This window comes from Rothia sp. P5766 (assembly GCF_048513555.1).
Taxonomy (GTDB): Bacteria; Actinomycetota; Actinomycetes; order Actinomycetales; family Micrococcaceae; genus Rothia.
In genome coordinates, this window is sequence record NZ_JBLXXS010000004.1 from 92,773 (window position 1) to 105,825 (window position 13,053).

Consider the following 13,053-nt stretch of genomic DNA (forward strand, 5'->3'; position numbering starts at 1 on the left):
TGTAAAACGAGGTTGCGCCAGCCGATGCCAGCTCAGGGCCCGGGATTGGTGCCAGCGCTTGCGAAGGTACTGTGCAGATCCCATTAGACGGTCACCAATGGCCTGAGTTTTTCGAGTTTAGCCGGCCCGATACCTGATACCTGGTCTAACTCGTCAACGGACTGGAAACCTCCGTGCTCTTCACGCCAGGCTATGATCGATTCAGCAACTACAGGACCAACCTGGGGCAGAGTCTGCAGCTCGCTAGCTTCTGCTGTGTTGATGTTCACCAAATGATCGGTAGCAGAGGAACTACCGGCGGAGCTACTTGCCTTTCCTTGGGTAGCCTGTGCGGGTGGCAGGACGGTTTCCTCCCCCACCGCCGGAACATATATTTGCCTCCCATCCATGACCGGTTCTGCCAGATTGATAGCCGAGGTATTTGCATCGGGCCTAGGCCCACCGGCAGCAGTAAGTGCGTCGTTGACGCGGCCCCCCGGTTTAAGCTCGTAGAGGCCGGGAGAGATCACAGCACCGGTCACATGTACTAGGACAGCACCACCTGATGTGGCTGAACTGCTACTGGTGGGCGTACTGGAATCTGAGGTGTTGTTTGGCTCCTGCCTGGACCGTGCACCTGCCTGTTCCTGTGCCGGAGCAGAAACGGGAGAGATGACTTCTTGGCTACCTCTTGAATCTCCTGCTAACGGCCACAGGGCAAAGCCGGAAAGAACCAGTGCAAGGATAATAAGCGCTCCGGTAGGTACCTTCCAACGAATCACCGATGCTTGAGGGGCTGATAAAGAGCTATGAGCTGACTGCGCCTGCAGGGCCTGTTCAATCAGTAGCCGGTGGCGTGGGCGTGAGCTGCCGACCTGTTCTGAAGGTTGAGCTGGATCCTCACCGGGGGCAGGACCTCTTGTCGTAATCAGATAATCTGTGAGTCGATCAGGCCTATCATCCTCGCAGTCGTAGGGTTCTGGCCAGGCCTCCTGCGAAAGGTCGGGGCTCTGAAAGTGCTGTTCTTTCATGCCGACAGGTTAGACCGATCGGTCCTAGCGACCTGTATTCAACCCTAGCTGTGGAAGGCCAGGGCACTGTTATTCTCCAGCACTTAGCTCATCAGTTAGTGAAAAAGGTGAATATATGACGCGGCTGTAGAACACGATGCTCACAGGCGGCCCACCTACCAAAGCCTAGAGCACAACGGTTGCAAGAGCACCCAGGCCTGCGTGGGCGGCTAGAACCGGCGGTAGCGGGCTAAGCTGAGCTTGCTCAGCTACTTGACCGAGCCTAGTTTTAAGTTCTTTTGCCTGCTCCACATTCCCGCTGTAGTGGATAGCAACGACCCTGCCGGCCCTCTGTATCAGCGATCTGGCTTCAGAGGTTTCTAAAGTGATGTCTAAAGGCAACTCACCGGAGCGTTTACTACAAGCATCATGTGTGAGGGCTACGAGGCGTTCAATAGCCTTTGCCGTGGTGCGTGGGCGTTCAAGGTAGCTTAGCTTGCCGTCCAGAACGGTTGCCACAGGTCGAATTTGGAACATCTGCCCAACCATTGCAAGGGCTGGGCTGACCCGACCGCCCCGTTTGAGAGCGTCTAGGGTTGGAATAAAGAAGAAGAGCTCGGTGCTTGAACACAGCTCTTCAGCCAGAAGGCTTGCTCTTTCTAGGTCGCCCTCCTCGGCCAACAACCGGTGCAGGCGGGCAACCGGCTCCCCCAGACCCATTGCAAGGTTGAGAGAGTCCACCACCGCAACCGGGATATCAACCATGGACGCGGCCAAGCCTGCTGCATCGCAGGTGCCAGAAAGCTCACCCGACAGGTGTACCGAAACAACGCCCTCAAACCCTTGCTGGGCGAAGTCCTCGTAAATATCAGCCAGGGCCCCGGGAGCCACCCCGGAAGTGGTAACCTGCTGGCCCTGAACATGGGCCATAGCAATAGCCTCATCAACGGTCATGGAGTCCAGGCTATCAACCGGCTGATTGTCGATTGAAACCGGTAAATCCGCAATGGCAAAGCCGCCCGCACTGAGCAGAGCTGCCAGCAGCTCTGTAGGCAGAGCGGAAGAAGAATCGGTAACGAGAGCAAGTGAACGCACCCTCCTACTCTACCCCTTCTGCTGTCTAGCACCCTTAACAGAAAGCAGGCGGGATGCCACCCAGATTGGTGGCACCCCGCCTGAAAACAGCCAAGAAATATTAGATGACGATATTCACGAGCTTAGGGGCACGAACAATTACCTTGCGGATTTCAGCCCCAGCCAGAGCACGCTGAACGGCTTCAGACGCTAGAGCTAGCTTCTCAAGGTCTGCCTCGGAAATGTCCTTGGCAACCTCCAGACGGTCCTTGAGCTTGCCCTTGACCTGGACGATAGCGGTGACTGTCTCATCAACCAGCTGGCTCTCGTCAACGGCAGGCCAACCGGCGGTCAGAACCGGGGTATCGTGGCCCAGCAGGTGCCAGGCGTCCTCAGCGGTGTAGGGGGCATAGAGTGAAAGCAGGATCGCAATAGCCTCAGCCGCCTCGCGGACCGCGGGGTCAGCCGCACCAGCGCCAGAGTCGATCACCTTGCGGGTGGCGTTCACCAGCTCCATGGTTTTAGCAACAGCAACATTGAACTTGCCGTTTTCTACCAGATTTCCGGCTTCAAAGATGGTGCGGTGAACCAGCTGGTGCAGGGTCTTATCGCCGGTGGCGCCGTCAACACCGGGTTGGCTGCTGACATCGTTGGCTACACGCCAGGCGCGTGCCAAGAACTTCTGCATACCTGCGGGTGATACATCGGCCCAGTCCACATCGTCTTCGGGCGGGGAAGCAAAGACCATGACGGTTCGGATAGCATCGACACCGAACTTATCCAGCTGCTCACCCAAGTCAACGCCGTTGCCCAGGGACTTGGACATAGCCTTACCCTGGTTGAGAACCTGGCCCTGATTCATCAGAGCCTTAAAAGGCTCTGAATGGTCAATCAGGCCCAGGTCACGAATGACCTTGGTGAAAAAGCGTGCGTAGAGCAGATGCAAGATAGCGTGCTCAACACCGCCAACATACATGTCAACCTGGTTCCACTTCTTCATCTGCTCGGGATCAAAGATGCCAGCATCGAAGTTGGGGGAAACATAGCGCAGGAAGTACCAGGAGGAATCCACAAAAGTGTCCATGGTGTCGGAGTCACGCTTGGCATCCTTGCCACATACGGGGCAGGGAGCGGTATTCCACTCGGTGGCCGCAGCAAGAGGTGACTGGCCCTTAGGGGCCAAGTCTTCGCCCGAGAGGTTATCGGGCAGGAGAACAGGTAGCTGGTCCTCGGGCACCAGCTGCTCACCGTGCTCTTCACAGTGGACTACAGGAATCGGGCAACCCCAGAAACGCTGACGGGAGAGCAACCAGTCACGCAGGCGGAAATTGACTTTGCCGCTACCTAGGCCCTTCTCTTCCAGCATCTCAATTACCTTGGAGATTGCCTCAGCCTTGTTGAGGCCGTCCAGGGGGCCAGAGTTGATATGGACACCGTCACCGGTGGTTGCAAGACCTGAAACCGCAGGGTCTTCCTCGCCAGTCTCAAGAACGGTAATGACGGGAATATCAAACTTGCGGGCAAAGTCCAGGTCGCGCTGGTCGTGGGCGGGCACGGCCATGAGCGCACCTGTACCGTAGTCAGCTAGGGCGTAATCAGAAGCCCACAGCGGTAGCTTATCGCCGGTGAGCGGGTTGATTGCGTAACGGCCTAGGAAGACACCGGTCTTCTCTCGGTCAGTGGCCTGGCGGTCAATGTCCGATAGAACCTTGATCTTCTCGCGGTAGGCCTCCAGAGCCGCGCGCTGATCATCGGTGACCAGTTCGAGGGCCAGATCGGCATCGGCAGCCACGATGAAGAAAGTAGCACCGTATAGGGTATCGGGGCGGGTTGTAAAGACATCCACACTGCTAGCGGGCTTACCCTCAGCTGCCTCAAGGGCGAACGTAACCTGCGCACCCTCAGAACGGCCAATCCAGTTCCGTTGCATCGCCAGAACACGGTCAGGCCAGTGCCCTTCAAGCTCCTTCATATCGTCCAGGAGTTCTTGGGCGTACTCGGTAATTTTGAAGTACCACTGGTTCAGAGACTTCTTAGTGACCTGGGTATGGCAGCGCTCGCACTCCCCGTTAACAACCTGCTCGTTAGCGAGTACGGTCTGGTCCTTGGGGCACCAGTTGACCTGCGAGAACTTACGGTAGGCTAGGCCCTTCTTGTAGAACTGCTGGAAGAGCCACTGGGTCCACCGGTAGTATTCGGGATCTGAGGTGTGCAGGCGGCGCGACCAGTCGGCCATAATGCCGTACCGTTTGAAAGAACCTGCCTGGGTCTCAATGTTCTTGTAGGTCCACTCTTGAGGGTGGGTGTTATTTTTGATAGCCGCGTTTTCAGCGGGCAGACCAAAGGAGTCCCAACCGATAGGGTGCAAAACATTGTAGCCCTTCTGCTTCCAGAAACGGGCAGTCACATCGCCAATAGCGAAGGCCTCGGCATGACCCATGTGTAGGTCGCCGGAGGGGTAGGGGAACATATCCGCTACATAACGAGTTTCTAGACTTTCATCATCGGTGGGTTCAAAGACCTTAGTCTCTTCCCAGTAGGGCTGCCACTTGGCTTCCATGGCACGGAAGTCCCAGGTGGTTTCGTTCTGTTCGGTAGGTTCTACCTGGCCAGTCACGGTGTTTCCTGTCTGTCATTCGATTCTGGAGCACCATTTTTGGGCACACCAAAGCCAAAGCTGTCAATCATTTGTTACCTAGTGTACCGCGCCTCGGCAGGGTTTACCCCGCCCGTCTGCTGGGTGAGAAAGCATACCTTGGGTGAAAACGGGTACAGTGTTTTGGTAAAGGAGTTGATGATGCCGTTGGATACCTCAGAACAGCAGCCCTCGGTCTTTGAACCGGTACCCACCATCAAGATGCGCGGGCACCTTCACGAGGGTGTAATTGCCGGTGCCCGCTGCCGCTGGTGGGTCTACGGCAAGGAAGATGCCCCTCCCCTGGTTCTAATTCACGGTTTTCGGGGTGACCACCACGGGTTGGAGCTCATAGCCCAGGGCCTAGAGGACTACTGTGTCTATATCCCCGACCTACCTGGGTTTGGCAGAAGCGAGGCGATCCCCGGTGCTGAGCACACGATATCTAGCTATGCGGCCTGGCTGGTTGACTTCATTGAACTGACAAGCCCTAGCCCCGTCCACCTGGTCGGCCACTCTTTTGGGTCTATTATCACTAGCTACACGGCGCTAGTCCGCCCCCAGCTTTTCACCCGGCTCACCCTCATCAACCCCATCTGCCAGCCTGCCCTGGAAGGCGAGCAGAAGATTATGACCCGTCTGGCCGAGCTTTACTATGGGGCGGGCGCCTGTCTCCCCTCGGGTCTGGGATTTGCTCTGCTCCGTTCCCGGCTGGTGACCAGGCTCAGTAGCGAGTATATGATGAAGACCCAGGACCCAGAGCTTCGCGCCTTTATCAACAGCCAGCACGACGCCTATTTCGGCTCATTTGCCTCCCGCGATGCCGTCCTGCAAGCCTACCGGGCCTCCATATCGGCCACTGCCGCTGATTTTGCGCCCTCAGTCCCCCTGCCCGTTCAGATGATTGTTGCCGAAAAAGACGACCTGGGTACACTGGAACTTCAAGAGCAGATGGCCGCTTCTCTGCAGCAGGGACGTTTTGATCTGATCCCCGAGGTGGGCCACCTTATTCACTACGAAACACCCTTACGAGCAGCCGCTCTCATTAAAGAATTCAACCGTGAAGGGCTAGAACTGTGAAGCTAATCGTTGATGCACGCTACACCCGCATTGGCTTCCACGATGGAATTAGCCGCTATACAGCATCACTCCTGACAGCTCTACATGAGCTGATAGAGAGCCAAGATAGCCACCTGCCACGGGACTTCCAGCTAGTCATGGCTATCCACGACCTTCGCCAGCTTGAGATGCTTCCGCCTCTGCCTTACATCACAATCTGCTCACCAACATCTGCCCTTGAGCCTCTCGCGGCCCTCCAGCTGAATCGTCACAACCCTGACGTAGTTTTTTCTCCCATGCAGACCCTTGGTTTGGGCGGTTTAGGACGCAAATTCAAGCTAATTCTGACCCTTCACGACCTGATCTACTACAGCTACCCTACTCCGCCCTCCTTCCTGCCCCTGCCCGTACGCCTGGGCTGGAGGGTCTTCCATTCAACCTACGCTCCCCAGCAATACCTGCTCAACAGCGCAGATGCTGTTGCAACGGTATCGGCGACAACGGCAGATCTCATAAGACAACACAGCCTGACACACCGCTGTCTTGTCGAGATCCCTAATGCCCCCCAGCCAGGGAGTATTGTGACCGAAGCTCAGGCGCTTGCAGCGCTTTCGACCCGTACCAAAGACCTGATCTATATGGGTTCCTTCATGCCCTACAAGAATGTGGAGACCCTACTGCGGGCCATGAAGTTCCTGCCCGACTATCGCCTGCACCTGCTCTCTAAAATCAGTCCCCACCGGAAGGCTGAATTACTGCCACTTGCCGGTTCCAACGTCACCTTCCACAACGGTGTGAGCGATGAGGAATACCGCAATTGGCTGGGGCGCGCCCACGCCCTGCTCACCGCCTCAAAGGATGAGGGCTACGGTCTGCCGGTTGCTGAAGCACAGGCCGCCGGTTGCCCCGTTGTACTCAGCGATATCCCTATCTTCCGTGAGATAGCTCCGAACGCCCACTTTGCCAGCACCCATAACGCCTGGGAATTTGCGCAGGCAATACGAGGTCTGTCCGCCCCGGCTGTTGCCCAGCAGGCGGTCAGAGCAGGATTAAAGGATTCTCAACGCTACAGCTGGCAGGCCAGCGCACTCACACTAGTTGAGACAGCAATGAAGCTCTACCAAGGGCAGGCGGAAGCCTAGAGGATATCTAGGCCGTCACACCTAATCTGGACTGGCTCGCTCTTATGCAGGGCAGCTAGGGATGCCTTTGTTGCTCTGAGGTGATGGGTGAGACTAGGCCCCTGCGCATAGGTAAAGAAGATAATGGCGCGGTAGAGATCTCCCTCGGGTTCACCGTCGTAAAACCCTGTAGGGTCAGCTAAAGCTACTGGCCCGCTCACCCGCACTTGGTCAGGTAGTTCAATAGCGTCCAAGAAGGTCTGGACAGCTTTTTCACTGCCCGTAATAGCAGCGGTACGAACAGCCGGTGGTAGGCCAATCTCGTTGCGCTCATCCATCTCCCACAGGGCAAAGCCCATGGGATCCCAACGGATAAGGGCTTCAAGCGTGGGTGAAGGGCTAGCTGTCGTGACCACGCGGCCACCCACCGCAAAAGAACGCACCAGCGCTGCGGCGTTGAACCAGCGACGCAAAGCGGTCTCCGGTGCCCGCAGCGAATCAAACTGGAGCATGCGATCAGCATCAAGCAAGAGCGCCGCAGAGTAGCCACCTTGGGCCACCGGCTCCCCGCCAGGAGTGGCAATGACCAGGGCCGGTTCGGGGCCGATAGCGGGGCGGATATTCTCGCCACTGGAGGTGATCACCGGTACACCAGGGAAAGCCCGGCCCAGTTCTTCGGCGGTGCGTAAGGCACCGGCTGCGCCGGTACGCCAGCGGTCATAGCCGCATTCGATACAATGCCAGCCCTGGGCCAGATGACCGCACCAACCGCACTGGGGGGCGCTACCTCCGCCAGGTACAATCATAGGTCCGCGGCAGTCTGCGCAACGTGCTGGCATACGACACCGCTGACAGCTGAGCGCAGGAATGTAGCCAGCCCGAGCTACCTGTATAAGAACGGGCCCCGTTTCGAGGGCGTCTTTGGCTACAGCGAAAGCCTGGTGCGGGATACGGGCTATAGCAGCCAGCGGGTCCCTAGCCAGTGCGTAGTCATCACCCGTTGTCATAACCCTGGGTGTAAAGGAGCGGACCAGTTCTCGTTCGGCCCCGATAAAACTGGCCCAGCGGGTGCGTACCAAGCGCGCTGCCTCGCTGGAAACTGCGTAGCCCATGAAGAGAGCCGCCGTGTTTTCTTGGCTAGCCCTCAGCAAAAGGACGTCGCGTGCATGGCAGTAGGGCGACCGCTGTTCAATGAGTGAAGAGTCCCCATCGTCCCAGCAGGCTACCAGTCCTAAATTAGCAACCGGGGCGTAGGCTGCTGAGCGCGTTCCAATCACAATGCGCACGGCCCCGCATCTGGTCAACAGAAAGTTACGGTACCTTATGGTGGGCTGGTCGTGTGCTGTTAGCTGGACGAATGCTGATGCCGGAACCAGCTTATTCAGAGCCTGGGCAAGGCGGTCCAGGCTTTTGCGGTCAGGAACGAGAGCTAAGGCTCCCCTGCCGGTGCTGGCGGTAGCCACCAGAGCTGAGGCAAGTAGGTCCTCCCAGCTCCGTTCGGGGTGCGAGGGTAGGACGGCCATAACTGCCCGCGCCTCTGCACCTGCTAAAAGGTCATCGCAGAACTCGGGACCGTTGGTATAGTCAGCAAAGCCTTCCAAATCCACCGGTGCTATTTCCAGCGGTTCAGCACGATAGGTGTGGGTCAGGCCGTGCTGGCCGGGGCCGCTATCGCCCTTTCGCGGTAGATAGGGTTTTTCAACGCTGGCAACACGCGGTGGAATCGCAAGGCGCAGGATATCGGGAATCAGCCCCGCATACCTATCAGCTAGCGCATCAGCAAGCTGAAAAACCTGGGGTGAAACAACGGAAACCGGTGAGATTACTTCTTGGAGGGGTAGCAAGCGTCCCGCGACACTGCTTGTTGCTGCCCTTTCACGAATCCAGCCTGAGACGGTCCGGTTGTTGAATTTCACGCGCACCCGCACACCGGGCTGTGCTTGGGCATCAAGCGAGACAGGAATGCTGTAATCGAAGAGCCTGTCCAGGTGCGGTAGCGGACTATCAATGTGAACCCTTGCTACGGGTAGATGCCCGGCCTGCGCTTCGGCTGGTACAGCATCAGCCTGCTGGGGCGAAGCAAGGTCGAATCCCCGCAACAAATCAAGTTGCGGGGATTCGTAAGAAGGCACCTGAGTCATGAGGACATTATATTAGATGCCCGCTGCAGCCTTAAGCTCGCTGACGCGGTTGGTCCGCTCCCAGGTAAACTCACGTTCTTCGCGGCCGAAGTGGCCGTTGGCTGCGGTCCTTGCGTAGATTGGCCGGCGCAGTTCCAGGTCACGAATAATAGCTAGGGGGCGCAGGTCAAAGACCTCGCGGATAGCGTGTTCGATGGTTGCTACCGATACCTTCTCGGTACCGAAAGTTTCGACGTAGATACCCACCGGAGCGGCCTGGCCGATAGCGTAGGCTACCTGGACCTCGGCGCGGTCCGCAAGACCGGCTGCCACGATGTTCTTGGCAACCCAGCGCATAGCGTAGGCAGCGGAGCGGTCAACCTTGGACGGGTCCTTGCCTGAGAAGGCACCGCCTCCGTGGCGTGCCATACCACCATAGGTATCGACAATAATTTTGCGGCCGGTTAGACCGGCATCGCCCACGGGGCCACCCTGAACGAAACGGCCAGCCGGGTTGATAATGAACTTTGCGTTTGAGGAATCACAGTCAAAAGAGGCCAGAACGGGTTCAATGACGTGCTCACGAATATCGGCATCGAGCTGAGCCAAATCGTAGTCTGCCGTGTGCTGGGTAGAAACCACCACGGTATCGACAGTGACGGGTTTGAAGTTATCGTCGTAACCGAGCGTTACCTGGGTCTTACCATCGGGGCGTAGATTAGGCAGAGTTCCCTCTTTGCGTACCTGTGTCAGTCGTTCGGCTAGACGGTGGGCCAGGTAGATAGGAGCGGGCATGAGAACATCGGTCTCCTTGGTCGCGTAGCCGAACATGATGCCCTGGTCTCCTGCGCCCTGTAGATCAAGGTCATCGGTTGCGGTTCCCTGGCGGGCCTCAAGAGAGTTGTAGACACCCGAATTGATATCGGGTGACTGCTCGCCGATGGAAACTGATACGCCACAGAACTCACCGTCGAACCCGTGGGTTGAGGAATTGTAACCAATTTTAAGAATGGTCTGACGGACAATCTGGGGAATATCGACGTAACCGTTGGTGGTCACTTCACCTGCAACGTGAACCTGGCCGGTGGTGACCAAGGTTTCTACAGCGACGTTAGAGAGCGGGTCAACGGTCAGCAGAGCATCCAGAATGGAGTCTGAAATCTGGTCGCAAATTTTGTCGGGGTGTCCTTCAGTGACGGACTCACTGGTAAACAAACGGAGATGGTTATTTTCAGTCACGGTTCTACTGTACTTCTCTCAATGAAAGCGGGCTATAAAGTTAACTACTGTTGGGTTTGTTGCGCGATATGAAGCAGAAGCGCACGAGCCACGTCTTCTTTAGTGCCTTGGGCGACCAAGTGCTCTCCCACATCTTTGGGCAAAAGCGTAACTGTGTTATTATCTGCTCCGAAACCTAGCGTAGGGCTGACGGTGTTTACGGCCAGATAGTCGCACCCTTTTCGTGTCAGCTTTGCTTGACCGTACTCCAGCGGGGTAGCCGTGTCATCGCCGGTCTCGGCCGCAAACCCCACGATAGTCCTTGGTCCCCCCTCAGGATTGTTCTGGCGGTGCAGGACGATTTCACGCAGGATATCGGGATTACGCACTAGACGAATAACCGGATCGGCCAGCGGATCATCGGTCTTTTTAATCTTGGAGTCGGTGTAGTCTGCAGGCCTGAAATCAGCAACTGCTGCCGCCATGATTACCATATCCGACTCAGATAAGGCGTCGAATACAGCCCTGCGCATCTGCTCGGCGCTGGTGACAAGGGTCAGTTTATCTAGATCTGACGGTGGCCTGACTTCTAGGTTGGCTCCAATCAGATGAACCCTTGCCCCTAGGTCGGTTGCTACTTGGGCAAGAGCAACCCCTTGCTTACCCGATGAGCGGTTGCCCAAGAACCTGACAGGATCTAGGGCCTCCCTTGTGCCACCGGCAGTAATCAGCAGCCTCTGCCCTGCAAGTGGCTTCGAGACAGTCTCAGCGCAGGAGCCCTGTTCCCGGCCCCAACCAAGGACAGCTAGGGCTTGAGCGTAAATTTCTTCAGGCTCAGGTAGTCTGCCAACCCCGGAATCTGGGCCGGTGAGCCGGCCAACAGCAGGCTCAATAAGCCGGTAGCCATAGGACCGAAGCGTGGCTACATTGGCCTGGGTGGCAGGGTGCTCCCACATCTGGGTGTGCATAGCGGGTGCCAGAATAACTGGGGCATGGGTGGTCAGAACTGTTGCCGACAGCAAATCGTTTGCCCGACCCGTTGCAAGGCGGGCCATCAAATCTGCTGTAGCCGGTGCAATAATCACTGCATCGGCCTGCTCGGCCTGGCGCACATGGTTGACCTCGGGCACTCGCTCAAATACGTCTACAGAGACAGGGTTACTGCTGAGAGCCTCGAGTGTGGGCTGCCCAATGAACTTGAGCGCGGCTTGGGTGGGGATAGCGATAACCTCATGGCCCGCTTTACCAAAAAGACGAAGGAGCATTGCTGCTTTATATGCAGCAATGCCCCCTCCAATGCCTATAACGACTCGCATCGGTGATGAGCTGCTAGGCCTGCTGAGTGCCATCTGCATCGACGTACTCTACAAAAGGTTCGTCGATGTAGAAGTCATTGCCGGGAAGGAAAGCGCTGGGCTCATCTTCGTGAATCAGGGTACCGTTCTCGTCGAACTGGCCGTCCTTGATGTGTCGTGACTCAATCAGGCCTTCGTTGATTTCACGCATAGCCACGGAAAGTGACTTTTCGTTGGGCTCAGAATCAACCAGAGGACCAACATGATCGTAGAGGTTCTCGTGAAGCTGAGAGTAGTAGGCGTTAATCTGGCGTGCACGGCGAGCACCAAAAATCACCAGACCGTACTTCGACTCAGCTTTTTGGATCAGAGCGTCTGCGCTGGGATTGATGATACCTTCATCGTTGTGTGCGTTTGCCACTTAAGACTCCATCTTGACTATGCTTGCTGGCCATCGAAAATAACGACGGCATAAAACTCTACCTATACTATCGGTCAACGGTTTTTTTGTCACGCAAAAGGGCGGCGTCTTAGGGTGATGTTCCCCTAGTCTGCCGCCCCGTGCCGTAAAACCTAACGCCCAATACCCATGAGCTTGATAATCTCTTCAGCCGCTTCGGCTACTGTCTCGTTAATGACAGTGTGGTCAAACTCGGGTTCAGCTGCTAATTCAATTTTGGCTGTTTCCAGGCGACTCTCTTGCTCCTGCGCTGATTCCGTTCCGCGACCAATCAGGCGGGCAACAAGCTCATCCCAACTGGGGGGAGCAAGAAAGATGAGCTGAGCTTCGGGCATGGCATTGCGGACCTGACGTGCCCCCTGCAAATCAATTTCTAGCAATACATGCTTACCCGCATTGAGCTGCTTCTGCACCATAGAACGAATCGTGCCGTACTTGTAGCTATTGTGAACGGTAGCCCACTCCAGCATCTGCCGGTTTTCAACCATGGAGCTGAACTCTTCGTCGGAGACAAAGTAGTAGTGGACACCGTCTTCTTCGCCGGGGCGGGGATCACGGGTCGTGGCAGAGACAGAGAACCAGACCTCCGGGTAATGCTCACGGATGTAAGCAGAAACCGTCCCTTTGCCGACGGCGGTAGGGCCAGCAAGTACGGTGAGCTGAGGTGTGGCTGTCTGTTCTGTCATGCGGTGTTCCCTATCGATCGAGAAGGTTAATAAGCGCCTTACGCTGGTGGATGCCAAGGCCACGCAAGCGACGGGAGGCGGCGATATTCAGGTCGTTCAAAATGTTTTCGGTCCGAACCTCACCCACGCCCGGCAGGGAGGTGAGCAAATCGGTCACCTTAAGTCTAGCGACTGCTTCATCGGTTTCAGCGCGCTTAAGGACCTCTGCAATGGTGATTTGCTTGGTCTTGACAGCATTCTTAATTTCTGCGCGGGTAACGCGAGCTTTCTTGGCCTTTTCGCGGGCGGCTGCGCGCTGTTCTTCGGTCAGAGGTTGTAGAGGCATAATCGTATCCTTCTGTGCGAGGTGCCGTTACCGGCAACGGGGGTTCATAAGGTGTTGGGTAGGGTGAATCT

11 protein-coding genes are annotated in these 13,053 nt (G+C 56.6%); 2 read left to right on the forward strand and 9 right to left on the reverse strand.

What is annotated here, in order from left to right:
- Positions 1 to 83: 83 nt before the first annotated feature.
- The 3 genes from ACN08V_RS03215 to leuS all read right to left on the reverse strand — a co-directional run bounded on the left by ACN08V_RS03215 (position 84) and on the right by leuS (position 4,623).
- A complete protein-coding gene (locus ACN08V_RS03215; protein WP_419104518.1) occupies positions 84 to 1,010 on the reverse strand; it encodes a helix-hairpin-helix domain-containing protein in 927 nt (308 codons plus the stop codon).
- A gap of 165 nt (positions 1,011 to 1,175) precedes the next feature.
- Positions 1,176 to 2,084, reverse strand: coding sequence for a DegV family protein (locus ACN08V_RS03220; RefSeq protein WP_419099668.1), 909 nt, complete (start codon positions 2,082 to 2,084; stop codon positions 1,176 to 1,178).
- Between the two features lie 100 nt (positions 2,085 to 2,184).
- Positions 2,185 to 4,623 (reverse strand): leucine--tRNA ligase, encoded by a 2,439-nt coding sequence (gene leuS / locus ACN08V_RS03225; RefSeq protein WP_419104556.1) that lies wholly within the window; start codon positions 4,621 to 4,623, stop codon positions 2,185 to 2,187.
- A 237-nt stretch (positions 4,624 to 4,860) separates the two neighbouring features.
- Between leuS and ACN08V_RS03230 the strand changes: the two genes are divergently transcribed.
- Together ACN08V_RS03230 and ACN08V_RS03235 are read left to right on the forward strand one after the other, a co-directional pair.
- On the forward strand, positions 4,861 to 5,778 hold the full coding sequence (locus tag ACN08V_RS03230) for an alpha/beta fold hydrolase (protein ID WP_419104519.1): 918 nt from the start codon (positions 4,861 to 4,863) through the stop codon (positions 5,776 to 5,778).
- Positions 5,775 to 6,899, forward strand: a complete 1,125-nt coding sequence (locus ACN08V_RS03235; protein WP_419104520.1) for a glycosyltransferase family 4 protein — start codon at positions 5,775 to 5,777, stop codon at positions 6,897 to 6,899. The genes ACN08V_RS03230 and ACN08V_RS03235 overlap by 4 nt, the downstream gene beginning before the upstream one ends.
- On the opposite strand, the gene ACN08V_RS03240 is transcribed toward ACN08V_RS03235, so the two are convergent.
- The 6 genes from ACN08V_RS03240 to mihF all read right to left on the reverse strand — a co-directional run bounded on the left by ACN08V_RS03240 (position 6,896) and on the right by mihF (position 12,982).
- The gene (locus tag ACN08V_RS03240; protein ID WP_419104521.1) at positions 6,896 to 9,019 is read right to left on the reverse strand and encodes a primosomal protein N'; all 2,124 of its coding nucleotides are present in this window, start codon (positions 9,017 to 9,019) and stop codon (positions 6,896 to 6,898) included. The genes ACN08V_RS03235 and ACN08V_RS03240 overlap by 4 nt on opposite strands.
- A gap of 12 nt (positions 9,020 to 9,031) precedes the next feature.
- Positions 9,032 to 10,237: a methionine adenosyltransferase gene (gene metK / locus ACN08V_RS03245; protein WP_419099664.1), complete on the reverse strand. Its 1,206-nt coding sequence runs from the start codon at positions 10,235 to 10,237 to the stop codon at positions 9,032 to 9,034.
- 44 nt (positions 10,238 to 10,281) lie between these two features.
- Entirely contained in the window at positions 10,282 to 11,532 is a 1,251-nt protein-coding gene (gene coaBC, locus ACN08V_RS03250; protein ID WP_419104522.1) for a bifunctional phosphopantothenoylcysteine decarboxylase/phosphopantothenate--cysteine ligase CoaBC, read from the reverse strand.
- A 13-nt stretch (positions 11,533 to 11,545) separates the two neighbouring features.
- The gene (gene rpoZ / locus ACN08V_RS03255; RefSeq protein WP_419099662.1) at positions 11,546 to 11,932 is read right to left on the reverse strand and encodes a DNA-directed RNA polymerase subunit omega; all 387 of its coding nucleotides are present in this window, start codon (positions 11,930 to 11,932) and stop codon (positions 11,546 to 11,548) included.
- 152 nt (positions 11,933 to 12,084) lie between these two features.
- Positions 12,085 to 12,657 (reverse strand): guanylate kinase, encoded by a 573-nt coding sequence (gene gmk / locus ACN08V_RS03260; RefSeq protein ID WP_419104523.1) that lies wholly within the window; start codon positions 12,655 to 12,657, stop codon positions 12,085 to 12,087.
- Between the two features lie 10 nt (positions 12,658 to 12,667).
- The gene (gene mihF, locus ACN08V_RS03265) at positions 12,668 to 12,982 is read right to left on the reverse strand and encodes an integration host factor, actinobacterial type (RefSeq protein ID WP_419099660.1); all 315 of its coding nucleotides are present in this window, start codon (positions 12,980 to 12,982) and stop codon (positions 12,668 to 12,670) included.
- Between the last annotated feature and the right edge of the window lie 71 nt (positions 12,983 to 13,053).